General features: G+C 69.2%; 24 protein-coding genes. 10 read left to right on the forward strand and 14 right to left on the reverse strand.

The window, feature by feature from the left end:
- Positions 1-223 precede the first annotated feature (223 nt).
- On the forward strand, positions 224-436 hold the full coding sequence (locus ACILRF_RS06675; protein WP_395671499.1) for a DUF2188 domain-containing protein: 213 nt from the start codon (positions 224-226) through the stop codon (positions 434-436).
- A 3-nt stretch (positions 437-439) separates the two neighbouring features.
- Here the strand turns inward: ACILRF_RS06675 and ACILRF_RS06680 are convergent, their stop codons facing one another.
- Positions 440-790, reverse strand: a complete 351-nt coding sequence (locus ACILRF_RS06680; protein ID WP_395671500.1) for a DUF6481 family protein — start codon at positions 788-790, stop codon at positions 440-442.
- A gap of 98 nt (positions 791-888) precedes the next feature.
- A complete protein-coding gene (gene ndk, locus ACILRF_RS06685; RefSeq protein WP_395671501.1) occupies positions 889-1308 on the reverse strand; it encodes a nucleoside-diphosphate kinase in 420 nt (139 codons plus the stop codon).
- A 240-nt stretch (positions 1309-1548) separates the two neighbouring features.
- Here ndk and ACILRF_RS06690 point away from each other — a divergent pair, with 240 nt between their 5' ends.
- The gene (locus ACILRF_RS06690) at positions 1549-3426 is read left to right on the forward strand and encodes an ABC-F family ATP-binding cassette domain-containing protein (RefSeq protein ID WP_395671502.1); all 1878 of its coding nucleotides are present in this window, start codon (positions 1549-1551) and stop codon (positions 3424-3426) included.
- 68 nt (positions 3427-3494) lie between these two features.
- Complete coding sequence (locus ACILRF_RS06695; protein ID WP_395671503.1) at positions 3495-4550, forward strand: YihY/virulence factor BrkB family protein; 1056 nt, start codon at positions 3495-3497, stop codon at positions 4548-4550.
- 39 nt (positions 4551-4589) lie between these two features.
- Here ACILRF_RS06695 and ACILRF_RS06700 read toward each other — a convergent pair whose 3' ends face one another.
- A complete protein-coding gene (locus ACILRF_RS06700) occupies positions 4590-4862 on the reverse strand; it encodes a hypothetical protein (protein WP_395671504.1) in 273 nt (90 codons plus the stop codon).
- 168 nt (positions 4863-5030) lie between these two features.
- Here ACILRF_RS06700 and ACILRF_RS06705 point away from each other — a divergent pair, with 168 nt between their 5' ends.
- A complete protein-coding gene (locus tag ACILRF_RS06705) occupies positions 5031-6533 on the forward strand; it encodes a replicative DNA helicase (protein WP_395671505.1) in 1503 nt (500 codons plus the stop codon).
- A 21-nt stretch (positions 6534-6554) separates the two neighbouring features.
- A complete protein-coding gene (gene alr, locus ACILRF_RS06710) occupies positions 6555-7640 on the forward strand; it encodes an alanine racemase (protein ID WP_395671520.1) in 1086 nt (361 codons plus the stop codon).
- On the opposite strand, the gene ACILRF_RS06715 is transcribed toward alr, so the two are convergent.
- Complete coding sequence (locus ACILRF_RS06715) at positions 7633-8250, reverse strand: Yip1 family protein (RefSeq protein WP_395671506.1); 618 nt, start codon at positions 8248-8250, stop codon at positions 7633-7635. The genes alr and ACILRF_RS06715 overlap by 8 nt on opposite strands.
- 125 nt (positions 8251-8375) lie before the next feature.
- Here ACILRF_RS06715 and radA point away from each other — a divergent pair, with 125 nt between their 5' ends.
- The 5 genes from radA to ACILRF_RS06740 are packed head-to-tail and all read left to right on the forward strand — an operon-like array spanning position 8376 to position 13616.
- On the forward strand, positions 8376-9743 hold the full coding sequence (gene radA, locus ACILRF_RS06720; protein WP_395671507.1) for a DNA repair protein RadA: 1368 nt from the start codon (positions 8376-8378) through the stop codon (positions 9741-9743).
- Positions 9744-9750: 7 nt separating this feature from the next.
- Positions 9751-10350, forward strand: coding sequence for a CvpA family protein (locus ACILRF_RS06725; protein WP_395671508.1), 600 nt, complete (start codon positions 9751-9753; stop codon positions 10348-10350).
- A 17-nt stretch (positions 10351-10367) separates the two neighbouring features.
- On the forward strand, positions 10368-11861 hold the full coding sequence (gene purF, locus ACILRF_RS06730; RefSeq protein ID WP_395671521.1) for an amidophosphoribosyltransferase: 1494 nt from the start codon (positions 10368-10370) through the stop codon (positions 11859-11861).
- Positions 11858-12856 (forward strand): bile acid:sodium symporter family protein, encoded by a 999-nt coding sequence (locus tag ACILRF_RS06735; protein WP_395671509.1) that lies wholly within the window; start codon positions 11858-11860, stop codon positions 12854-12856. Before purF ends, ACILRF_RS06735 begins: the two co-directional genes overlap by 4 nt.
- Positions 12857-12866: 10 nt before the next feature.
- Positions 12867-13616, forward strand: a complete 750-nt coding sequence (locus ACILRF_RS06740) for an SDR family NAD(P)-dependent oxidoreductase (protein ID WP_395671510.1) — start codon at positions 12867-12869, stop codon at positions 13614-13616.
- Here the strand turns inward: ACILRF_RS06740 and der are convergent.
- The 10 genes from der to ACILRF_RS06790 all read right to left on the reverse strand — a co-directional run bounded on the left by der (position 13564) and on the right by ACILRF_RS06790 (position 22983).
- Positions 13564-15147 (reverse strand): ribosome biogenesis GTPase Der, encoded by a 1584-nt coding sequence (der, locus tag ACILRF_RS06745; RefSeq protein WP_395671511.1) that lies wholly within the window; start codon positions 15145-15147, stop codon positions 13564-13566. The two genes, ACILRF_RS06740 and der, sit on opposite strands and share 53 nt — an antisense overlap.
- 21 nt (positions 15148-15168) lie before the next feature.
- Positions 15169-16548 carry a PQQ-binding-like beta-propeller repeat protein gene (locus ACILRF_RS06750; protein ID WP_395671512.1) on the reverse strand — a complete coding sequence of 460 codons (1380 nt, stop codon included), beginning with the start codon at positions 16546-16548 and terminating at the stop codon, positions 15169-15171.
- On the reverse strand, positions 16545-17339 hold the full coding sequence (locus ACILRF_RS06755) for a tetratricopeptide repeat protein (protein ID WP_395671513.1): 795 nt from the start codon (positions 17337-17339) through the stop codon (positions 16545-16547). Before ACILRF_RS06755 ends, ACILRF_RS06750 begins: the two co-directional genes overlap by 4 nt.
- 123 nt (positions 17340-17462) lie before the next feature.
- Positions 17463-18290, reverse strand: a complete 828-nt coding sequence (gene panB, locus ACILRF_RS06760; RefSeq protein WP_395671514.1) for a 3-methyl-2-oxobutanoate hydroxymethyltransferase — start codon at positions 18288-18290, stop codon at positions 17463-17465.
- A gap of 3 nt (positions 18291-18293) precedes the next feature.
- Positions 18294-18671, reverse strand: a complete 378-nt coding sequence (locus ACILRF_RS06765) for a hypothetical protein (RefSeq protein WP_395671515.1) — start codon at positions 18669-18671, stop codon at positions 18294-18296.
- Positions 18664-19245, reverse strand: a complete 582-nt coding sequence (locus ACILRF_RS06770; protein ID WP_395671516.1) for an RNA polymerase sigma factor — start codon at positions 19243-19245, stop codon at positions 18664-18666. The genes ACILRF_RS06765 and ACILRF_RS06770 overlap by 8 nt, the downstream gene beginning before the upstream one ends.
- Positions 19246-19268: 23 nt before the next feature.
- Positions 19269-19649 carry a DUF6249 domain-containing protein gene (locus ACILRF_RS06775; RefSeq protein ID WP_395671517.1) on the reverse strand — a complete coding sequence of 127 codons (381 nt, stop codon included), beginning with the start codon at positions 19647-19649 and terminating at the stop codon, positions 19269-19271.
- Between the two features lie 146 nt (positions 19650-19795).
- Positions 19796-20143, reverse strand: coding sequence for an ArsC family reductase (locus ACILRF_RS06780; RefSeq protein ID WP_395671518.1), 348 nt, complete (start codon positions 20141-20143; stop codon positions 19796-19798).
- A gap of 90 nt (positions 20144-20233) precedes the next feature.
- Entirely contained in the window at positions 20234-21640 is a 1407-nt protein-coding gene (gene lpdA / locus ACILRF_RS06785) for a dihydrolipoyl dehydrogenase (RefSeq protein ID WP_395671519.1), read from the reverse strand.
- Positions 21641-21666: 26 nt separating this feature from the next.
- Positions 21667-22983 carry a pyruvate dehydrogenase complex dihydrolipoamide acetyltransferase gene (locus ACILRF_RS06790; protein WP_395671522.1) on the reverse strand — a complete coding sequence of 439 codons (1317 nt, stop codon included), beginning with the start codon at positions 22981-22983 and terminating at the stop codon, positions 21667-21669.
- Positions 22984-22991: the final 8 nt, after the last annotated feature.

Genomic DNA, 22991 nt, shown 5'->3' on the forward strand with positions numbered 1-22991 from the left:
GTGGTGACGGGGTCACGCATAGGAGAAGCGTCCTTCCTGGAAACTCGCCGCGGGCTGCCGCAACCCGCGTTGCGTCCGATATCGCGCGCCGGGGCTCAACCCGCAAGGCGCCGCCGGGTTTCAAATCTGCTGTCTTGGCCCTCGCCTGTCATAAGGCGGTGTCCGGGAACCTTCAGCCTGCTTCTACGCTGAAGCTAAGCTTTCCGAAGGACACGCCAAGGCCATGGTCCAGTACGCGGTCACACTGAAGGACGGAGACTGGACGGTCTTCCGCGACGGGGCGCCGGTCGAACACGGCATGTCCCGCTCTGCGGCGATCCAGATGGCGAAGGACCTGGCGTTCGACGCCGAGGAACGCGGCGAGCCTGTGGAGCTGTTGATCCAGGGCTACTACGGGGAGATGTCGCGCCGGCTGACCGGCGCGAGCGAAGATTAGCCTTCAGCGACGCGCCGCCGACTTGGCTTCGCGCTTGGCGCGAGCCTCGGCTTTGGCCGCCGCCTTGCGAGCCTTACGGTCATCGCGCTTCAGCTGAAGCTGCAGCTCTTCGTCGTTGGCCATCGCTTCCTGGCGCGCCTGCTCGGCAGCCTCGGCGGCCAGACGGGCGGCTTCCTTCTCGGCCGCGCGCTTAGCGCGAACCTCTTCGAGCTCGCGCGCCTTCCGCTGAGCGCGGGTCTCGAAGACCTCCGGCTGGACCGTCGGCTTCGGCTTGAACTTCTCGAGGAGCGCCTTGCGCGCCTCCGCCTGGGCTTCCAGCCGCTCGCTGAAATGCCCGATCTTGGTTTCTCGCATCGCTACTTTCTGATCGGTGGATGTCCGCCCGTTTCAAACCCCGAGGGCGGCGGTCGGTTGCCAGAGGGCGCCCCAGTGCGAGCGCCCCCGTCAGCGCCTTAGCCGACGATCTCGTCGTCGCTGAAGAACTGGGCGATCTCGATCTTTGCGTTCTCGAGGCTGTCGGAGCCGTGGACCGAGTTCTCGCCGACGCTTTCGGCGTAGAGCTTACGGATCGTGCCGTCGGCGGCCTGGGCCGGGTTGGTGGCGCCCATCACTTCGCGGTAGCGGGCGACGGCGTTCTCGCCTTCGAGCACCTGGACCACAACGGGGGCCGAGGTCATGAACTCCACCAGCTCGCCATAGAACGGGCGCTCGGCGTGGACTTCGTAGAACTTCTTCGCCTGGGCGTCGGTCATCTGAATGCGCTTCTGGGCGACGATCCGCAGGCCGGCGTCCTCGATCACCGCATTGACCTTGCCGGTCAGGTTACGCCGCGTGGCGTCCGGCTTGATGATCGAGAAGGTGCGTTCGGTCATGGGTCTTCTTGTCTGGCTATGGGAGGGGGTGCGGCGGGCGGGCCCGCGCGCGGTGGCGGCTCTATAGCGGTTGGGTCCGGCCTCGCCAAGGCGCCCTGCTCGCCAAGGGCGTTGTGGCCTGCTAAGAGCCGCGCCGGCCAGGCGGCGGCGCGGTTCACTTATCTAGCCCTGGCCCGTTCACATCGCGGCTCGGCGCGCATCGCCGGTTCGCGCCCGCAATCTCTCGTCTCCAAGTCCGCCATGCTTCAGATCCAGAACCTCGTTTTCGACGCCTGGGGCCGCCGCTTCTTCGACGGCGCCTCCGTGAACCTGCCCAAGGACGCTAAGGTCGGCCTCGTCGGCCGCAACGGCGTGGGCAAGTCGACGCTCTTCAAGCTCATCTTCGGCCAGCTGGTCCCTGGGTCAGGCGAGATCAGCCTGCCGAAGGCGGCGCGGATCGGCTCGGTCGACCAGGAGCACCCGGCGACGCCCGTTCCCCTGCTGGACACCGTCCTAGCGGCGGACGTCGAGCGGGCCAGCCTGCTCGCGCGCCTGGAGGCCGCGTCTCCGGAGGAGATGGGCGACATCTACAGCCGCCTGATCGAGATCGACGCCGACCGGGCCCCGTCGCGGGCGGCCGAGATTTTGGCCGGGCTCGGGTTCACCAACGCCGACCTGACACGGCCGATGGCAGAGTTCTCCGGAGGCTGGCGGATGCGGGTGGCGCTGGCGGCGGCGCTGTTCGCCGAGCCCGACATGCTGATGCTCGACGAGCCGACCAACTATCTCGACCTTGAAGGCGCGCTTTGGCTCGAGGCGCGGCTGAAGAAGTATCCGCACACGGTCATGGTGATCAGCCACGACCGGGAGCTGCTGAACAACTCGGTCGACCACATCCTCCACCTGAAGGACGGGAAGCTGGAGCTCTACCCCGGCGGCTACGACAACTTCGAGCACCAGCTGACCGAGAAGCTGCGGCTGCAGGAATCCACCCGCGTCAAGATCGAGGCGAGGCGCGCCCATCTGCAGTCCTTCGTCGACCGTTTCCGCGCCAAGGCCTCGAAGGCGACGCAGGCCCAGTCGCGCCTGAAGATGATCGCCAAGCTGCCGCCCGTGGCTGCGGTGGTCGAGGAGCGGGTCGCCCCGTTCCTGCTGCCGTCACCCGAACGCCCTCTGCCCCCGCCGCTGCTGCGGTTGGAAGAGGCTGCGGTCGGCTATGGCGGCGCGCCGATCCTGAAGAAGTTGAACCTGCGGCTCGATCTCGACGACCGCATCGGCCTGTTGGGGGTCAACGGCGCCGGCAAGTCGACGTTCGCCAAACTGGTGGCCGGCGCGCTCGATGTCGAGACCGGGAAGCTGCATCGCAGCGGGCGCCTGCAAGTCGGCTGGTTCCACCAGCACCAGATCGAGGCCATGGACCCAACCGACACGCCGCTGGAGATCATCCGGCGGGCGTTGCCCGAGGAAACAGAAGCCAAGCGCCGCTCGCGACTGGCGCAGTTCGGCTTCAGCCACGACAAGGTCGAGACCAAGGTCGGCAGCCTGTCCGGCGGGGAGCGCGCGCGCCTGCTGCTGAACCTCGTGGCGATGGAGGCGCCGCACCTGCTGATCCTCGACGAGCCGACCAACCACCTCGACATCGACAGCCGCCGGGCGCTGCTCGACGCGCTTAACGACTACGAGGGGGCGGTGATCCTGATTACCCACGACCGCTCGCTTATGGAACTGGTCGCCGACCGGCTGTGGCTGGCGGCGGACGGCACGATCACGCCGTTCGACGGCGACATGGAGGACTACGCCCGCTTCGTACTCGATCGCGCGCGGGTCGCGGCGCGGGCCCCCACCCAGGTTCGCGAGGAAGCGTCGCCGCCGCCGGCGACCCCGCCTGCCGCGGCGAAGCCCAAGGCGCCGACGGGGCCGGCTCGCCGGCGGGCTGAAGCGGCCGAGGCGGCGCTCGCCAAGGCCAGCGAGACCCTGGCCGCCATCGACAAGGCGTTGCTCGCGCCAGATCTCTTCAGCAAGGATCCCCAGAAGGCCGCCGAGCTCGGCCGACGGCGGGAAGCGGCTCAGGCGGCGGTCGAAGCGGCCGAACTGGAGTGGATCGACGCCCAGGAAGCCTATGAGGCGGTTCGCGCCTAGGCCGTGCGGAACTCTCGCCCCGCTGTGCTGTTGCAGCGAAGGGCGCGGATCCGGCGGAGGTTTGAGGCATGGCGAGTATGGCGGCAGCGGCAGGTGCGGCGCCCCCGCCCTCCCGGGCCGAGGCGTTGCGGGACCAGCCGTCGCCTGATCGCAGCACCCGCGACCCGGCCGAAATGGGCGACCCAACGCGGGGTCGCCAGGCGGCCACGCCTGAGCAGATCCCGGCCCGCGGATGGAAAGACATCCTGCTGCGAACACGCAAGGAGTTCGCGGAGGACCAGATCCCCCTGGTCTCGGCGGGCGTCACCTTCTACGCGCTGCTGGCGATGTTCCCAGCGCTGGGCTCATTCGTCGCGCTCTACGGGCTGTTCGCCGATGTCAGCGAGGTCCGCGGCCACCTCCAGGTGCTATCTGCGGTCTTGCCGGCCGGAGTGCTGACCTTCCTAGCCGGGGAGATGGTGCGGGTCTCGGCGGCCCACGAGGCGGGCCTGTCATTCGCCTTCATCGGCGGCCTTGCCCTGTCGATCTGGAGCGCCAACGGGGCGACCAAGGCGATGATCACCGCGATGAACATCGCCTACGACGAGACGGAGAAACGTGGTTTCTTCAGGAGAACCCTGATTTCGCTCGGATTTACCCTTGGACTTCTGATCTTCGGCATAAGCGCCCTCGCCGCCATTGCGGCCCCGCCGGCCATCGAGAGCTTCTTGGGGCCGTCAGCAGCCACGGTGTTCCGGCTTAGCACCTGGCCGGTGCTGCTGGTTGCCGTCGGCCTCGGTCTGGCCGTGCTGTACCGCTATGGCCCGAGCCGCCACAAGGCGCGTTGGCGGTGGCTGACCTGGGGGAGCGGCGCGGCCTTGCTCCTGTGGATCGCAGCCTCAGCCGCGTTCTCGATCTACGTGGCCAATTTCGCGAACTACGAAAAGACCTACGGATCGCTCGGCGCGGCGGTCGGGCTGATGATGTGGGTCTATGTCTCGAGCCAGGTGGTCCTCTTCGGCGCCGAACTAAACTCGGAGATCGAGCACCAGACCGCGCGCGACACCACCGTCGGCCCGGAAAAGCCGCTCGGCGCGCGTGGCGCCGTCATGGCCGACACGGTCGGGGCGCCGCAGGGGAGTTAAAACCCAGCAGCGCCCTCGGTCGGCAGCGGGCTCTTCAGCTCAGGTGATGTGCTTGGGACTGATCGGGTCGGATCCGGGGAAAGTCTCTTCGACCGCCTCGTCCAGCAGGGCCTCCTGCCGGTCCTCGGCGAGCGCCTCCTTGTCGGCCAGCTGATCGAACTTCTCGCCTTCGGCCAGAGGCTCGGCCTCGCGAGCGTGCGGCGTCTCGATGTGGCGGGTCTCGGGGTTGCAGGCGCCCTCGACGGCCATGTCGGCGGTGGCGCCGCTAGAGCCGTGGGTGAAGGCGCGATCTTCGGTCTGTTTGTGGGGCATGAGGGCTCCTTCTCTCCGTCTTGACCGTAACCCCCGACGAGGCGGACGGTTGCCGCCCTGACAACAGTCAAGCTTTGTCCACAGGCCGCCGAAATTGTGTGTGGACAGGTAGCCGCACGGCCGCTTGCCGCAGTGCCTGCCGACAGACCGCTGGGCTAGGTAAGGACGATGTCTGTCGTCCCGGCCCTCGATCTCCGTCCCCTCCCCGGCCCGCAACCTGGCGATGTCGCGATCCCGCGCGTGCCGACCAACATCGAGGCCGAGCAGGCGCTGCTGGGCGCACTGCTCTACGACAACGCCGCCTTCGAGAGGATCGGCGATTTCCTGCAGGCGCGGCACTTCTATGAGCCGTTCCACCAGCGCCTGTTCCAGGCGGTGGAGACCCATATCCGCAAGGGCCAGCTCGCCGAGCCGATCCTGCTGGCCGAGCAGTTCACCCGCGACCCGGCGTTCGAAGAACTTGGCGGCGTGCGCTACCTCGCCGACCTCGTCGACCGGGCGCCGCCGGCCGCCAACGCCCCCGATTACGCGCGGGCAGTCTACGACCTCGCCCTGCGGCGCGACCTGATCCGCATCGGCGGCGACATCTCGACGGCGGCCGCGCAGGGGGATGACGAACTTTCGGCTCGCGACCAGATCGAGCGGGCCGAACAGCAGCTTTACCAGCTGGCCGAGACCGGCGGCGTGTCGCAGGGGTTCGTGACCTTCGCCGACGCCCTGCATGGAGCCGTCGCCATGGCCGCCGAGGCGCACGGCCGGGACGGCGCCCTCGCGGGTCTTTCTACGGGCCTGATCGACCTCGACCAGAAGATCGGCGGCATGCACCCGTCCGACCTGATGATCCTGGCGGCCCGCCCGTCGATGGGGAAGACCTCGCTGGCCTGCAACATCGCCTTCGACGTGGCGCGCAACTACGCCTATGAGCCGCAGCCCGATGGCACGAAGAAGACGGTCCGCGGCGGCGTCGTGGCGTTCTTCTCGCTGGAAATGTCGGCCGAGCAGCTGGCGCTGCGTCTGCTCGCTGAGGCTTCCGGCGTTTCGGGCGACCGGCTCCGGAAGGGCGAGATCGACGCCATGGAGTTCGGGCGCGTGCGGGACGCCGCCCTCGAGATCCAGGAAGCGCCGCTCTACATCGACGCCACGGGCGGCATCACGCTCGCCAAGCTCACCGCCCGGGCCCGCCGTTTGAAGCGGATGGTCGGCCTCGACTTGATCATCGTCGACTACCTCCAGCTCGTCACCACGGGCGCCGGCGGACCGGACAACCGGGTGCAGGAAGTCTCCATGATCACCCAGGGGATGAAGGCGTTGGCCAAGGAGCTGTCGGTGCCCATCCTGGCGCTGTCCCAGCTCAGCCGGCAGGTTGAGAACCGCGAGGACAAGAAACCTCAGCTCTCCGACCTGCGCGAATCCGGCTCGATCGAGCAGGACGCCGACATGGTCATGTTCGTCTACCGCGAGGAGTACTACCTCAGCCGCCTCGAGCCCCAGCCGAACACACCGGAGCATTTCGAGTGGCAGGAGAAGATGGACAAGGTCACGGGCCTGGCCGAGGTCATCATCGGCAAGCAGCGTCACGGCCCCATCGGCACGGTCCGCCTGTCGTTCCACTCCGACACCACGAAATTCGGCAACCTGGCGCGTGACTCCAGCCGCTACGACCCGCACTAGGCGGCGATGCCCCAACCACCAGTGTTCGAGTCGCCGACGGCGCGGCTGTCGATCGACCTCGACGCCCTCGCCCACAACTTTCATGCCCTGAGCGCCGACGCGGCCCCCGCCGAGATCGCCCCTGTCGTGAAGGCGGACGGCTATGGCCTTGGCGCGGGGCCGATCGCCAAGCGTTTGTGGACCGAGGGCGCCCGCAGCTTCTTCGTCGCCCGCCTAAGCGAGGCCTCCGCCCTGCGCGCGGCGCTGGATCCGGGGCGGCCGGCGACGATCTATGTGCTCGACGGTCTGGCGCTCGGCGCCGCCCAACGGCTCGGCGAGGCGGACCTGACGCCGGTGATCTCCACCCTGCCCCAGGTCCGGGCGGCCGATGAGTGGGCCAAGCGGGCCGGGCGGCGCTGGCCTGTGGCGGTTCACGTCAACACCGGCATGAACCGGCAAGGCCTGAGCCTCGACGAGGCGCGGGTCCTGGCCGCGGCTCCGGGGGCGCTGGACATCATCCTGCTGCTCAGCCACCTGGGCTCGGCGGCTGAACCCCGCGATACGCGCAATACCGAGCAGTTGGAGAGATTCCAGGCGCTGCGGCCGCTGTTCCCCGGCGCGCGCGCCAGCCTCGGCGCTTCGGCGGGCGCCCGCCTTGGACCTGAGTACAGCGCCGACATCGTTCGGCCCGGCATCTCTCTCTACGGCGGCGGACCGTTCGGACAGCCTGATCCGCGGCTCCGGGCGGTGGCGCGGCTGACCGCGCCCATCCTCGAGATCCACGAACTGCAAGCCGGCGACCGCGTGAGCTATGGCGCAGCGGTCACGCTGGAGCGCCCGGCGCGTGTCGCGGTCGTTGCGGCCGGTTATGCCGACGGGCTGCTGCGTTCGGCCCGCGGCAAGGGACGCGGCTGGCTCGGCGAGCGATCGCTGCCGATCCTGGCGGTGGACATGGATCTCATCGTCCTGGACCTGCAGGATGCCGCGGCGAGCGTCGGGGACGAAGTCGAGCTGCTGGGTCCGAGAGCGCACCTCGACGAACTTGCGGTAGCGGCGGGAACCGTGCCGCACGAGATCCTGGTGCGCCTCAGCGGGCGAGCGGAGCGGGTCTACCTGGGCGTCAGCTGAGCATCCAAAGCGGCTCGCCGAGATCGGCGGCGCGACCCGCGAGCGCGTCGGCGGCAAGCGCCGTCAGGACAATGATCGCCAGGCAGACGGCGAAACAGCTGAGGGCCGCCTCGGGCCTGACCTTCATCAGCCGTGGCAGGCCGAGAAAGAGCGCGTAAAGGCCGTGCAACGCGCCCAGCATGCCGGCGACGAGGCCCAGGTTGGGTACGAGCCCGAACACCCCCGCGAGCCAGAACGCGGTGCCCGCGTGGGCGACGAGCTTCAACGCCTGGCCGAAATCCCGTCGGCCGCCGAACCCCGGCGCAACAAGGGCGATCGCGCTCGCCACCAGACCCGCCGACACAAGCGTGAGTAGGAACCGAGCCAGCCCCTCGATCAGCGTCGTCGCCAGACCGGATTGGACGCGGATGTCGCCGACCCCGTAGCCGAACAGGCTGACCCCGATCATGCCGCAGATCGCAGCCAGGCCGGCGAGCGGGATGAGGTAGCCTGTATACAGTCCGCGCGGGTCGGTGGGCTCGGCTTCGATCGCCTCGAGCGTCCGCGCCGGCCGAAACAGCATTCCCGCCACCCGCGCAGCCAGCCGCGCTTCCGCCGGTCGCGACGCCACGCCAACCCTCCAAACCCAAACAGCCGGCCACGAACCTAGACGAAGGCTCCGGAACGGCAAGCGGCGCGGGCGCCGGCGACGTGGGTCGGCTAGACTGATCGTCCCATCGAATCAGGAGCTTCCGCGTGGCCCGCGACGGCGCCGTCTATGCCTGCCAGTCCTGCGGCGCGGTCCAGACCAAATGGTCGGGCCAGTGCGCCGGCTGCGGCGCCTGGAACACGCTTGTCGAAGAGACGCAGGCGCGGCCGCCCGGCGCCATGACGCCGTCCCGCGGATCGTCGAAAGGGCGTGGCCTGGCCTTCGAGGGCCTGCAGGACGAGGTCCCCGCCCCGCCCCGCATCTTCACCGGCGTCGACGAGTTCGACCGCGTCTGCGGCGGCGGCGTAGTGCCGGGCTCGGCGATCCTGCTGGGCGGCGACCCCGGAGTCGGCAAGTCGACCCTTCTGATGCAGGTCGCCGGGTTCGCGGCGCGCCGCGGCGCGGCCTGCGCCTATATCTCCGGCGAAGAGGCTGTCGAACAGGTGCGCGGTCGCGCTCAGCGCATGGGCCTGGCGGACGCACCGGTGAAGCTGGCAGCGGAAACGTCGCTGCGGAACATCGTCGAGGGGCTGAAGCGCGAGCGCTTCGACCTGGTGGTGATCGATTCAATCCAGACGCTTTGGAGTGACGCCCACGAGGCCGGGCCAGGCTCCGTGACGCAGGTGCGTGCGGCGGCCGGGGAACTGGTGCGGCTGGCGAAAAAGCAAGGTGTGGCGGTGATCCTGGTCGGCCATGTCACCAAGGAAGGCACGATCGCCGGGCCGCGGGTCATCGAACATATGGTCGACGCCGTGCTCGCCTTCGAAGGCGAGCGTGGCTACCCGTTCCGTATTCTGCGGGGCGCCAAGAACCGCTTCGGAGCGACTGACGAAATCGGGGTCTTCGAGATGGGCGATGCGGGCCTGTCGGAGGTACGGAATCCCTCCGCCCTGTTCCTCAACACCTCCGGCGAGCGATCCGCCGGCGCCGCGGTGTTCGCGGGCATCGAGGGCTCACGCCCTGTGCTGGTGGAATTCCAAGCCCTGGTGGCGCCATCCGCCTATGGCACGCCCCGGCGGGCGGTGGTCGGTTGGGACACCGGCCGACTGGCCATGGTGCTGGCGGTTCTGGAAGCGCGCTGCGGCCTTGGTTTCGGCGACCGCGACGTCTATCTGAACGTGGCCGGGGGCCTGCGGATCAGCGAGCCGGCGGCCGACCTCGCGGCGGCGGCGGCGCTGGCTTCTTCGGCGCTCGACCAGGCTCTGCCGCAGGACTGCGTGGTGTTCGGCGAGATCAGTCTGTCCGGCGAGGTGCGGCCGGTCAGCCGGATGGACTCCCGCATGAAGGAGGCGGCCAAGCTCGGGTTCCGGCGTGCGCTGGGCCCCGCCGAAGCGGATGCGACCGTGATGCGGCTGACCGGCGTCAACCGGCTGGCCGACGCGATACAGCGGCTCGGCGACCAGAACTGGGACTGAAGGACAGGTGACGAAGCTCGACCTCATCGTTCTGGGCCTGCTGGCGCTGTCGGGCGTGGTGGGGTTCGTGCGAGGCGCGGCGCGGGAAGTCGCCGCCCTTGTGGCCCTGGTCGCGGCCTCGGTGCTGGCGATTGTCGCCCTGCCAATATCTAGCCCGATGGTGCGCGAATTCGTTCAGCCGGCGTGGCTCGGCGCCGCGGTGGCGCTGGTGCTGGTGTTCGCGGTGACCTATTTCGCCTTGCGGCTGATCGGCGCAGGGATTGCGCGACAGATCCAGAGAACCGATCTCCTCGGCACCCTGGACCGCTCCGCCGGCCTGCTCATCGGTTTGGCGCGTGGTCTGCTGGTGCTTGGAGCTCTCTACCTGATGTTCAACGCCGCGACGCCTGAGGACCTTCGGCCGAAATGGATCACCGAAGCCAAGACCTGGCCGCTGGCACGCAACATGGGGAACCTTTTAAGTTCGCTGGCCCCGCGCGGCCTCGACGTGGCGGGGCGGCTTCGCCCTGCTTTCGACAAGGCGTTACGCGATGGGACGGGTGACAGAACGATGACGGACGGCTACGAGGCGCCGCAACGCAGCAGCCCAGCGGAGACATCCCGATGACCTACGTCCCCAATGGCATGCCCCAAGGCGTGAATGATCGCTGGTCGAGCCATCACCGCGACCCCGACGACGACACGCCGCGCCTCGAGTGCGGCGTCTTCGGTATCCAGGACGTGCCGCACGCCGCCGCCCTGACGGCCCTCGGGCTGCACGCCCTCCAGCATCGCGGTCAGGAAGCCTGCGGCATCGCCGCGTTCGACGGCCAGCGCTTTCACACCGAGCGACACATGGGCCAGGTCGGCGACGCCTTCGGCGGCGGGCCGCTATCGGACCGGCTGCCCGGCAATTCGGCTATCGGGCACACCCGGTATTCAACGGCCGGGGGCTCGTTCATCCGCAACGTCCAGCCGATGTTCGCCGACCTCGAGGCCGGCGGCGTCGCCCTCGCCCACAATGGCAACCTGACCAACTTCCTGGCCCTGCGTGAACAGCTCGTGTCGGAGGGGGCGATCTTCCAGTCGACGTCGGACTCGGAAGTGATCCTCCACCTGATCGCGCGCTCGCGGAAGACGCGGTTCATGGACCGCTTCGTCGACGCCCTGTCGCAGATCGAGGGCGGCTACGCCCTCGTCGCCTTGACCAACAAGAAGCTGATCGGGGTGCGTGACCCGCTCGGCATCCGGCCGCTCGTCCTGGGCGAGCTCGACGGCAAGTCGGTGCTGGCCTCGGAAACCTGCGCCCTGGACATGATCGGCGCCAAGTTCGTGCGCGACATCGGCCACGGCGAGATGGTGGTCATCGACGAGAACGGCATCGCCTCGTCCCACCCCTTCCCGGCCCGCAACGCCCGGCCGTGCATCTTCGAGTACGTCTATTTCGCGCGGCCGGACTCCGTGGTGAACGGCAAGTCGGTCTACGAGGTCCGCAAGCGCATGGGGCGCCGGCTGGCTCAGGAATGCCCCGCCGACGTCGATGTGGTGGTGCCGGTGCCCGATAGCGGCGTGCCGGCCGCGCTCGGTTTCGCTCAGGAGGCGGGCGTACCCTTCGAGATGGGCATCATCCGCAATCACTATGTCGGCCGCACCTTCATCCAGCCGACGCAGGGTCAACGGGAAATGGGCGTGCGGATGAAGCTGTCGCCAAACCGTTCCGTGCTGGCCGGTAAGAAGGTGATGCTGATCGACGACTCCATCGTGCGCGGCACCAACTCGGTGCGCGTCGTGCGCATGGTGCGCGAAGCCGGCGCGGCCGAGGTCCACCTGAGATCCGCTTCGCCGCCGATCCAGTGGCCGGACTACTACGGCATCGACATGCCGGACCGCGAAAAGCTGCTGGCCGCCAACCACTCGGTCGAGGAGATCGCCAAGATCCTCAACGTCGACTCGATGGGCTACCTGTCGGTCGACGGGCTTTACTGGGCGATGGAGGCCGGGGCGCGTGACGCCAACCAGCCGCAGTTCACCGACCACTATTTCACCGGCGACTATCCGACCCGACTGCTGGACAAGGAAATCGCCCAGGGCCGCAACCAGGACGTCGACCGGCAGCTGTCGTTCCTGGTCGACGCGTGAGCCGAGGCTCGGCGCGGGCCAGCTGGCTCGGCCGACTGAAGCCGGACCTCTACCTGGTCCTGATCTTCGCCACGGCGGGCCTCGCGACGCTGGCGCCGGTCCGTGGCGCCGCGGCCGAAGGGCTGGGACTGGCGACCAAGCTGGCGATCGCCTTCGTGTTCTTCATGCACGGCGCCCGGCTTTCGCGCGAGGCGGTGGTTCAGGGGTTGATCCACTGGCGGCTGCACCTTGTGGTGCTGGGCGTCACCTTCGGCCTGTTTCCCCTGCTGTGCCTGGGCCTATCCATCTTGCCCGACGGGGTCACGCCGCCGGTCCTGGCGGGCGGGCTGATCTTCCTCGGCTGCATTCCCTCGACCATTCAGTCGTCGATCGGCTTCACCGCCATAGCGCGCGGCAATGTCGCGGCGGCGGTGGCGGCGGCCTCGGCGTCGAACCTGCTCGGCGTCGTGGTGACGCCGGCGCTGACTGCGGCGCTGCTGCATGCGGAGGGGCAGGTCTCGAGCGCCGCCTTCCAGGCCATCGCCTTCCAATTATTGGCCCCGTTTGCGGCCGGCCAGGTCCTTCGGCGGTGGATCGCGCCGTGGGTGGCTGCGAAGGCGCGGATGCTCTCGCTGGCGGACCGCGGGTCGATCCTGCTGGTGATCTATGTGGCCTTCTCGGGGGCCGTGGTCGAAGGTGTCTGGCGGCAGGTCGGAGCGGACGACCTCGTCCGGCTGGTGGTGCTCTGCACGGTCCTGCTGGCGGCGGTGCTGGCGGCGACCTGGGGTGCGTCGCGCGCGTTCGGCTTCTCGCGGGAGGACGAGATCGCGGTCGTGTTCTGCGGATCGAAGAAGAGCCTGGCGAGCGGAGCGCCGATGGCGGCGGCCCTGTTCCCGCCGGCCGGCACCGGCCTCGCCATTCTGCCGCTGATGCTGTTTCACCAGATCCAGCTGATGGCCTGCGCGGTGATCGCCCAGCGGTATGCGGCCCGCGACATCGCGCCAGAGTCCCGCTAGACAGCGCGCCATGTCCGAGACCCAATCGCTGACCGACAAGATCGCCCTCGTCACTGGGGCCAGCCGCGGCATCGGCCGCGTCGCCGCCCTGACCCTCGCCAGGGCGGGCGCGCACGTCGTCGCCGTCGCCCGGGGCCAGGGCGGCCTAGAGGCTCTGGACGACGAGATCCGCGGCGCGACGGGTAAGTCGGCGACCCTCGTGCCCCTAGACGTCTCCGATGGCGACGCGCTGGATCAACTTGGCTTTGCAATCCATCAGCGGTTCGGCCGGCTGGACCTGCTGGTCCATGCCGCGGCCCTGCTCGGCCCGATTACGCCGGTCGGCCACATCGAGCCCAAGCACTGGGACAAGATCGTCGCCGCCAACCTCACCGGCACCTACCGCCTGATCCGCAGCGTGGAGCCGCTGCTGAAGGCCGCGGCGCGCCCGCGCGCCATCTTTCTGACCACCGGCCGCGTTGCGCGGCCGCGCGCCTTCTGGGGACCGTACGGGGCCACGAAGGCGGGGATGGAGCACATCGTCCGGACCTGGGCCGACGAGTTGGAGAACACCCGCGTGCGCGCCGTGCTGCTCGACCCCGGGGCCATGCGGACCGGCATGCGGGCCGAGGCCATGCCGGGCGAGGATCCGGCGACCCTCCCCGACCCGCAGGAGCTGGCGCCGCTGTTCCTGGAGCTGGCGGAGGCCGAACTCGGCCTGCCGACCGCTAACGTGGTGTTTTCCGAGTGGAAGACGGCCGCGACGCGCGCTTCGGCTTGACGCCCGGCCTATTGAGCTTCTGAGCCCGGCCCCGCGGGGCGCCCGACTTCGGCTTCGCCGGGCCCTTGGGCTTGGGCGGTTTTGGCTTGCCGGCCGCGCCGCTCTTGGCCTTGGCGGCCGCGGCGGCGCGGGTCTTGGCGGCGAGGCCGGTCTTGGCCTCCGACGGCTGGGCGCGCCTGACGATCTCGCCGCTCTTTTCCTCGCCCTCGGCGAAGGGATTGCGATTCGACTTGATGGTCACGCGCAGCGGCACGCCGGGCAGGTCGAAGCTCTCGCGCAGGGAGTTGATCAGGTAGCGTCGGTAGCTCTCGGGCAACTGGTCGGCGCGGCTGGCGAACATCACGAAGGTCGGCGGCCGAGCCTTGGTCTGGGCCATGTACTTCGGCTTGATACGGCGGCCGTTCACCGCCGGCGGCGGATGGCGCTGAATGGCCATCTGGAGCCAGTCGTTGAGGTCGCGGGTCTTTACCTTGGTCGACCAGTCGCCATGAACCTTGAAGACCGCCGGCATCAGGCGATCGAGGCCGCGCCCGGTCTCGGCGGACAGGGCGATGACCGGCGTGCCCCGGACCTGCGGCAGCATGCGCTGCGCCTCTTCGATGAACTCGGCGAGGCGGGCCTGCGGGTCCTCCACGAGGTCCCACTTCGTCAGGCAGAACACGAGGCCCCGCCCTTCCCGCTCGACGAGGTCGGCGATCTGCAGATCCTGGATCTCGAAGGGGTGGGTCGCGTCCATCACCAGGATCACCACCTCAGCGAAGGTGATGGCGCGGATGGAATCCTGGGTGGAAAGCTTCTCGAGCTTTTCCTGCACCTTGGCCTTGCGGCGCAGCCCGGCCGTGTCGACCAGGCGGACCGCGCGGCCGTCCCATTCCCAGTCGACGGGGATGGAATCGCGGGTGATGCCGGCCTCCGGACCGGTCAGTAGGCGGTCCTCGCCGATCAGCCGGTTAACGAGCGTCGACTTCCCGGCATTCGGTCGGCCGACGATCGCGATGCGGACCGGCTTTTCGCCCTCTTCCTCGTCGTCGAACTGGTCGAGGCCAAAGGCGGAGATCGCCGCATAGAGGTCGGCCATGCCTTCGCCATGCTCGGCGGAGATCGGGATCGGCTCGCCAAGGCCGAGGCTGAAGGCCTCGATCACCCCATGGTCGCCCTGCTTGCCCTCCGCCTTGTTGGCGGCGAGTACGACCGGCTTGTCGTAGCGGCGCAGGATCTCGCCGAACACCTCGTCGAGGGGCGTGACCCCCTCGCGGGCGTCGACCACGAAGAGGGCCATGTCGGCCTCCTCGATGGCCCGGAGGGTCTGGGCGCGCATGCGCGATTCCAGGCTCTCGTCGGCGATATCCTCGAAGCCGGCGGTGTCGATCAGCTCGAGCTCGAGGTCGCCGAGGCGCCCGGCCGCGAAACGGCGGTCGCGGGTGACCCCCGGCTGGTCGTCGACGATGGCGAGCTTCTTGCCCGCCAGCCGGTTGAACAGCGTGGATTTGCCGACGTTGGGACGCCCGACGATCGCAAGTTTCAGCGCCATGGCGTCAGCTTAATCGGCAGATCAACGAAGCGCGATCAGTTGCGCCCGATCGGTGGCCACATAGATCGTGTCGCCGACGGCGATCGGCGACAGCATGGCCGGACCGATGTCGATGCGGCGCTGGACCTCGCCGGTCTTGGCGTTGAGCACCGCCAGGTCGCCGGTCGTGCCGACCAGGATCAGCCGGTCGTTGGCCAGCAGCGGGCCGGACCACACCGGCCGCGCCTGGGCCCGGGCGCCGATGCCGAAAAGACCGCCCTTCTTGGGCTTGAAGCCCTCGTTCAGGTCGCGGATCCAGTAGATCTGGCCGCTTTCGCGCGACGCGCAGATCACCTTGCCGTCGCGGGCGACGACATAGACCACGTCGCCGGCCGGGAGCGGCGTGGTGATGCCGACGACCGGCAGGCTCCAGCGCGCCTGGCCCGAGCGCAGGTCGATCGCCGAGAAGACGCCCGAGTGGCTGGCGGCGAAGACATCGCCCTGGTGGATCACCGGGCGGCCGGGGATGTCGCGGATCTCCGAAAGCGCGCTGGTCCGGTTGGCGCGCGACAGCGCCTCGTTCCACAGATCGTTGCCGTTGGCGGCCCGCAGGGCGACCAGTTCGCCCGACCCGAAGGCCGCGATCAAGGTGTCGCCGGAGACCGCCGGACTGGAGGCCGCGAGGATGCGGGCCGGCTCGGTCAGGGCCTGGAAGTTCCAAGCCGGGGCGCCGGTTGCGGCGTCGAAGGTCAGGAGGGTGTTGTCGACGGCGACCACCGCCACCCGGCCGGCGGCGAGCGTCGGCGCGCCGTGGATCGGCTGTTCAGTCCGCGTGGTCCAGCCGACCGCGCCGGTGGCGGCGTCGAGCTGGGTGACCAGGCGATAGCCGGACGAGACGTAGAGCTTGCCATCGCCGAAGGCGAGGCCGCCGCCGAAGGCGTTGCGGTCGCGGCGGCCGGACGGCCGGATGTTGCGGCGCCAGACCTGCGAACCCGAGCGAGCGTCGAAAGCCGAGACCGTGCCCTCGCCGTCCATGACGTAGACCCGGCCGGCGGCGGCGATTGGCGGCGCCGTGACGTGCCGGCCGCCCTTCGACCCTTCGCCGAAGCCGCGGCGCCAGGCGATCGAGAGGTTCGGAGCGGCGTCGACGTGACCGACCCACTGTTCTGGGGTACCGCCTGGCAACGGCCATTCGGCGACCTGCTGGGCGGGCGGCAGCGAGAAGTCGACACCCTTCAGGGCTTCGGCCGGCTCCAGGATCTGGTCCGCGGGAACGATGGAGATCCGTTGCCCCTCGCCCGCGACTTCTTGCGGCCCCGCGTCCTTCTTGAACGGATTGAGGCGACCGACCGTCGAACAGCCGCTGGCGCCGAGCGCGGCGACCAGGGTCAGCGCCAGGATGGTGGTACGACGAGACGTCATTGCGGACCGTTAGCTTGCGGTTGGGGGGCTTGCGGTTGCTGGGCTTGCGCCTGACCCTGAGGGCCCGGTACCAGGCCCGGGGGCAGGAGCGTCGGCGCGCGCGGCAGGGCGACGGCGGCGCGCACGGCCGCCGGCAGCGCCTTGGCAGAGCCGGAATCGATCAGGTCGACGGCCGCGCGGGCCCGGGTCTTCACCCCTTGCGGCGCATCGAGCTGCGAGGAGACGACGACGAAGTCGCTGCGGGCGCCGGTCTGGTCGCCCTTCAGGAGTTTGGCGAAGGCCAGGGCCTCACGCGCCTGGTGGCGATAGGGGCGATCCTTCTCGATCAGCGGCGTCAAGCGGCTCTCCAGCTCCTGGTAGGGAGCGGTGTCGAGCAGGGCCAAGGCGGATTTGAGGCGTGCGGCGTCGCCAAGCAGCTCGTCCGGCGCGGCTTCGGCCGCCTCGTCCAGGAGCTTTACGGCCGGCTGGACCTTCCCGTCGACGATCTGCAGGCCGGCCAGCTGCATCAGCGCCAGCGACTTGAAGCCGCGCGACGACGACTTCGAGACCTCGGTCCAGGCCTGGGAGGCCTTCGCCTCGTCGCCGGCCGCGAAGGCTTCAATGCCGGCGGCGTAAAGTTCCGAGGCCTTGCCCGCCTCGCGCTCGCGCCAAGAGGACCAGCCCCACCAGGCAAGGGCGCCGATCAGGGCCACGGCCAAGGCGACCAGGATCCAGGGCAGAACCCGGCTCGCGAACGTCCGGTAGCGGTCGGAGCGCAGCTGCTCCTCGACCTCTTCAAACAGATCGGTCACGAACGGGGACTCCGGGGTGTTGGGCTGGGTCGACGGGTGCGGCCAGGGGACCTAGCCAGAGGCCGGGAACCTATAGCGCGCCGCACGCCCCCGCAACGCCAAGCCGTGCCGGCGGCGCGCGGCCTAGCCGGCCTTGGCGAAATAGATCTCGGCTGGGCCCGGGAAACGTCGGGCCCGGACGTCTTCGGAATAGGCCTGGGCGGCGCGGCTGATCTCGCCGCGCAGGTCGGCGTAGCGGCGGACGAACTTCGGCGTCCAATCGAAGAGGCCGAGCATGTCGTCCGTGACCAGGACCTGCCCGTCGCAGCCGGCCGAGGCGCCGATGCCGATGGTTGGGATACCAACGGCTTCGGTGATCTCGCGGGCCAGGCCCTCGGCAACGCCTTCGACAACCACGGCGAAGGCGCCCGCCTCCGCGGTGGCGCGGGCGTCGGCGAGGATCTGCTGGCGTTCGTCGGTCTCGCGGCCCTTGGCCTTGAAGCCGCCGTCGACCAGGACCGCCTGCGGGCGCAGGCCGACGTGGCCCATCACCGGGATGCCGCGCTTGACCAGATAGGCGATGGTTTCGGCGATCGTTTCGCCGGCCTCGACCTTCACCGCGCCGGCGCCGGTCTCCTTCAGGACGCGGGCGGCGTTGGCATAGGCAATGTCGGCGCTGCCCTCATAGGAGCCAAATGGCATGTCGATGACGACCAGCGCCTTGCGCGAGCCGCGCATCACCGCCTGGCCATGCAGGATCATCATTTCAAGGGTCACCCCGACGGTGTTCGGCAGGCCGTGGACGACCATGCCCACGGAATCGCCGACCAGCAGCACGTCGCAGTGCGGGTCGAGGAGTTCGGCGACCGGCGCGGTGTAGGCTGTCAGGCAGACGATGGGCTCGCGGCCCTTGCGGGCGGCGATGTCAGGGGCCGCGGCGCGGCGCGCAGGCGTCGGGAGGTGGGACGACACGGATCAGATCTCCTCGATCACCCGGGTGAGCACAAAACCCATGGCGAGTACGGCCAGGCCGGAGGCCACCCATACCACGGCCCCGCCGCCGCCGAGCAACGACATCCAGGCGTCGTTGGGCGCGATCTGGCCGAGGCCCGAGCGCAGCAGGCGGGCGGAGTCCTCCGCCGCCTGCACGCGCTGCCCGATGTTGGCGACCATCAACTGGCTGGCGGCCACGACCCCGCCCGCGAGGCCGGCCGCGCCGATCAGCCAGCGGCGCACGCGCCAGCCCCGATCCAGACGTCGCTCCAGCTGCTCAGCGAAGGCGCCGGAGTCGGCGAAGGCGGGCGCCTCGGCGAAGAGGCGTTCCAGCCGGCGTTCGAAATCGACCTCAGCCATGGCTGCGACTTCCTTCCAGCGCCCCTGCCTGGGCGCTCTCCAGCCGGGCCCGGAGCTTTTCCAGGCCGCGTTTGACGTGGGATTTGACGGTTCCCAACGGCAGGTTCAAGGCGTCCGCCGTCTCGGCGTGCGAAAGACCGGCCCCGAAGCACAGCGTCACGCACATCCGCTCGGCCGCGCCGAGGGTCCTCAGCGCTTCGTCGAGGTCGATGCGCCGGTCGGCGTCGCCGGCCGCCGCGGGCCCCGCTTCGTCCGTCTCGGCCGCGAAGGCGCTGAGGCGTCGTTCGCGCTGCAGCCGCTTCAGATAGAGCCGCGCGGCTATGCGCTTGATCCAGGCGGCGAAGGTCCCCTCCCCGCGGAACTCGGCGATCCGTTCGAAGCCGGCCATGAAGGCGTCCTGCGCGATGTCGTCGGCCTCGGCCGGCTGCGCCCCCATCCGGCGCAGCACCCCGCGCACCGCCGAGCCGTGCCGGCGAGCGAGCTCGCCGAACGCGCGGCGCTCCCCGGCCGTCGCTAGGGCGACGAGCTCGACGTCGTGCAGGCTGGCCAGAGCCTTGGTCTTGACGGCCGGCATGGGCGTAAAGCTTCCGCTCGCGGTCAGACCTTGGTCTTGTTCAGGACGCCGAGCACGATGAAGGCGATCCCGATGAAGCCGGGAAACGCGGACATGGCCAGGATCGGATAGGTTGCGTCCGGCTCTTCCATGCCCAGCATTAGGCCGAACACGGCCATGCCGACAGCAACGCCCAACCAGATGATGCCGGTGCGCAGATCGCGAGCGGGCGAGGCCGTCGGCGCGCCTCGGCGGATATCGCCGGACATCGCGTCGATCACTTCAGGCGGCAGGGGTTGGCCCTTTTCAATAGCCGCGCGCATGGCGTCGGCGAACTTCTGCCGTTCCTGGCTACGGAAGTAGCGGGGCAAGACGACGATCGCGGCGATCATCGCGAACAGGGTGATTGGGATCAGGATTTCCATGTCTTCGGCATCTCCAGGCGACCGGTCGCAAACCGGCCATTCGTGTTCCTGTGAGGGAAGAGGCGCGGCCGGCCCCGCATGGATGCAAGCGGGACCGTGAAATCTTCGTCATGATCGCGGGGCGGCAGCAAGCGCCCTCTCTCGGATCAGCCCCGCAGCGTCTCGTATTCAGCCGGCTTGAAGCCGACCAGCAGGCGGTCGTCGGCGCGCAACACCGGGCGTTTGACCATCGACGGTTGGGCCAACATGAGCTCGACCGCCTTGGCGGCGTCGATGCCGGTCCGGTCGGCGTCCGGCAGCTTGCGGAAGGTCGTGCCCGAGCGGTTCAGCAGGGGCTCCCAACCGACCTCGCGCACCCATCCCTCGAGTGTCGGGCGGTCCAGGCCCTGCTTCTTGTAGTCATGGAAGTCGTAGGCGAGCCCAGCCTGGTCCAGCCAGGTCCAGGCCTTCTTCATCGTATCGCAGTTGCGGATGCCATAGAGGATCAGGCCCACGGATCGATCTTCCCCGGTTTGAACGGCCCGTCGTAGGGCCGCGGCGATCTTGGTCAAGGCGGCGGGAGAACCGCCGGGCCGCCCGGATCGCTAGGTGTGGAGGACCTGGCCGAAGGCGTCGAGGGCGGATTCGTGCATCGCCTCCGACATGGTCGGATGTGGGAAGACGGTGGCGTGGAGCTCCGCCTCGGTGGCCTCGAGGGTCATGGCGATGGCGTAACCCTGGATCATCTCGGTGACCTCGGCGCCGATCATGTGCGCGCCGATCAGGGCCCCGGTCTTGCCGTCGAAAACGGTCTTCACGAAGCCTTCGGTCTCACCCGAGGCGATGGCCTTGCCGTTCACCTTGAACGGGAAGCGGCCGACCTTGATCTCGATCCCCTGCTCTTTCGCCTGGGCCTCCGTCAGGCCGACCGAGGCGACCTGCGGGTTCGAATAGGTGCAGCCAGGGATCGGGGCCTTGAGGTTCGTCGGCTTCACGCCGGCGATATGCTCGATGCAGTGGACGCCCTCGTGGCTGGCCTTATGAGCGAGCCACGGCGGCCCGGCGACGTCGCCGATGGCGTAGAGGCCGGCGACGCCGGTGGCGCCGTGCGCGTCGGTGACGACGTGGGTGCGGTCAATCTTCACGCCGAGGCCCTCGAGTCCGAGATCTTCGACGTTGCCGACGATGCCGATGGCGACGATGGCGACATCGCCGGTCAGGGTCTCGGCCTTGCCGTCGGCCTCAATGTCGATCGAAACGCCGGTCGCGGTCTTGGCGAGCTTCTTGACGCTGGCGCCGGTGCGGAATTTCAGGCCGCGCTTCTCGAAAGCCTTATGGGCGGCCTTGGAGACCTCCTCGTCCTCGACCGGCAGGATGCGCGGCAGGGCCTCGATTACCGTAACTTCCGATCCCAAGGCACGGTAGAAGCTGGCGAATTCGATACCAATGGCGCCGGAGCCGATGACGATCAGGGACTTCGGCGCCGCCTTCGGGACCAGGGCCTCGCGGTAGGTCCAGACCCGCTCGCCGTCCGGCGCCAGGCCGATGGCGGGAATGGTGCGCGCGCGGGCGCCGGTGGCGAGGATGACGTGCTTGGCCTGCAGAGTGCGCGAGCCGCCGGCTTTCTGGGCGACGACGACCTGCGGCGCAGGCTGGCCGCTCTCGAGGCGAGCGGATCCTTCGACCACCTCGATCTTGTGCTTCTTCATCAGGAAGGTGACGCCGGCGTTGAGCTGGGCCGACACCTTGCGCGAACGCTCGACCACCTTGGCGAAGTCGAAGCCGCGCTTTTCCACCGACAGGCCGTAGTCGGCGAGGTGGTCGAGAGTCTCGTAAACCTCGCCCGACTTCAGAAGCGCCTTGGTCGGAATGCAGCCCCAGTTGAGGCAGATGCCGCCGAGCAGCTCGCGCTCCACGATGGCGACCTTCATGCCGAGCTGAGAGGCGCGGATGGCGGTGACGTAGCCGCCCGGGCCGGAGCCGATCACCACCACGTCGAAGTCGTTGGCCATTACGCGGATCCCCTGCTCTGCCCGGCTCAGACGATCATCGTGATCGGGTCTTCGATGAGCGCCTTGAAGGCCTGCAGCCAGCGGGCCCCGACGGCGCCGTCCACCACGCGGTGGTCGCAGGTCAGGGTGACGCTCATCACCGTGGCGACGGCGAGCTGGTCGCCACGCACCACCGGACGCTTCTCGCCGGCGCCGACCGAAAGGATGCAGCCCTGCGGCTCGTTGATGATCGAGGAGAACGACCTGATCCCGAACATGCCAAGGTTGGACACCGAGAAGGTGCCGCCCTGGTACTCCTCGGGCTTCAGCTTCTTGCTGCGGGCGCGTTCGGCCAGGTCCTTGGCCTCGGTGGCGATCTGCGCGAGCCCCTTGGTGTCGGCGCTGCGGATGATCGGCGTGATCAGGCCGCCCGGCACTGCGACCGCCATGGCGATGTCGGCATGGTGGTGCATGGCGATGCCCTCGGGCGTGAAGGAGGCGTTGGCCTCCGGCACACGGATCAGGGCGATGGCGCTGGCCTTGAGCACGAGGTCGTTGACGCTGACCTTGACGCCGTCCTTCTCAAGCAGGGCGTTGATCTTGGCGCGCGCGGCCAGGAGGCCGTCGATCTCGAGGTCGAGGTTCAGCGGGAAGTGCGGGATGTCGCGGAAGCTGTCGGTCAGGCGGCGCGCGACCGTTCTGCGCATCCCGTCGAGCGGAATGAGATCGTAGGTCCCGGGGGCGATGCCCATCTGCTCCAGGGTCTGGGCCTGCCCCGGGGCGGCGGTGGCGGGGGCCTGCCCCTGGGCGGGGGCGGCCTTCGTCTGGCCGGGTTGGGCGTTCTCGACGTCGGCCTTGACGATGCGGCCGTGCGGGCCGGAGCCTTGAAGGGCGGCGAGGTCAACGCCCTTTTGCTCGGCGATGCGGCGGGCCAAGGGCGAGGCGAAGATCCGCGCGCCGGCAGGGGTCGCGGACTTGGGCTGGGGCGGGGCTTGCGGCGCAGGCGCCGCGGCCGGCGGGGCCTTGGCGACGGGATCGGTCTTCTGCTCGCGGGCGGCGCGGGCGCTGTCCGTGTCGGCCGCAGGGGCCGGAGACGCCTTGGGCGCTTCCGGCGCGGCGGCGCCCTCGCCGGACAGGCGGGCGATCGGCGAATTGACCTTCACGCCCTGGCTGCCCTCGGCGACGAGGATCTCCTCGACGACGCCTTCGTCGGCGGCCTCGACCTCCATGGTCGCCTTGTCGGTCTCGATCTCGGCGATCACGTCGCCGGAACGGACCTGATCGCCGGCCTTCACGTGCCACTTGGCGAGCGTGCCCTCCTCCATGGTGGGCGACAGCGCGGGCATGAGGATGTCGATGGGCATGTCGCGTC

This window comes from Phenylobacterium sp., from assembly GCF_044236515.1.
Taxonomy (GTDB): Bacteria; Pseudomonadota; Alphaproteobacteria; order Caulobacterales; family Caulobacteraceae; genus Phenylobacterium.

Coding starts and splice junctions, on each gene's coding strand:
- ACILRF_RS06675 (WP_395671499.1), top strand. CDS start 224: ATGGTCCAGTACGCGGTCACACTGAAGGACGGAGACTGGACGGTCTTC.
- ACILRF_RS06680 (WP_395671500.1), bottom strand. CDS start 790: ATGCGAGAAACCAAGATCGGGCATTTCAGCGAGCGGCTGGAAGCCCAG.
- ndk (WP_395671501.1), bottom strand. CDS start 1,308: ATGACCGAACGCACCTTCTCGATCATCAAGCCGGACGCCACGCGGCGT.
- ACILRF_RS06690 (WP_395671502.1), top strand. CDS start 1,549: ATGCTTCAGATCCAGAACCTCGTTTTCGACGCCTGGGGCCGCCGCTTC.
- ACILRF_RS06695 (WP_395671503.1), top strand. CDS start 3,495: ATGGCGAGTATGGCGGCAGCGGCAGGTGCGGCGCCCCCGCCCTCCCGG.
- ACILRF_RS06700 (WP_395671504.1), bottom strand. CDS start 4,862: ATGCCCCACAAACAGACCGAAGATCGCGCCTTCACCCACGGCTCTAGC.
- ACILRF_RS06705 (WP_395671505.1), top strand. CDS start 5,031: ATGTCTGTCGTCCCGGCCCTCGATCTCCGTCCCCTCCCCGGCCCGCAA.
- purF (WP_395671521.1), top strand. CDS start 10,368: ATGCCCCAAGGCGTGAATGATCGCTGGTCGAGCCATCACCGCGACCCC.
- ACILRF_RS06740 (WP_395671510.1), top strand. CDS start 12,867: ATGTCCGAGACCCAATCGCTGACCGACAAGATCGCCCTCGTCACTGGG.
- der (WP_395671511.1), bottom strand. CDS start 15,147: ATGGCGCTGAAACTTGCGATCGTCGGGCGTCCCAACGTCGGCAAATCC.
- ACILRF_RS06750 (WP_395671512.1), bottom strand. CDS start 16,548: ATGACGTCTCGTCGTACCACCATCCTGGCGCTGACCCTGGTCGCCGCG.
- ACILRF_RS06765 (WP_395671515.1), bottom strand. CDS start 18,671: ATGGCTGAGGTCGATTTCGAACGCCGGCTGGAACGCCTCTTCGCCGAG.
- ACILRF_RS06770 (WP_395671516.1), bottom strand. CDS start 19,245: ATGCCGGCCGTCAAGACCAAGGCTCTGGCCAGCCTGCACGACGTCGAG.
- ACILRF_RS06775 (WP_395671517.1), bottom strand. CDS start 19,649: ATGGAAATCCTGATCCCAATCACCCTGTTCGCGATGATCGCCGCGATC.
- lpdA (WP_395671519.1), bottom strand. CDS start 21,640: ATGGCCAACGACTTCGACGTGGTGGTGATCGGCTCCGGCCCGGGCGGC.
- ACILRF_RS06790 (WP_395671522.1), bottom strand. CDS start 22,983: ATGCCCATCGACATCCTCATGCCCGCGCTGTCGCCCACCATGGAGGAG.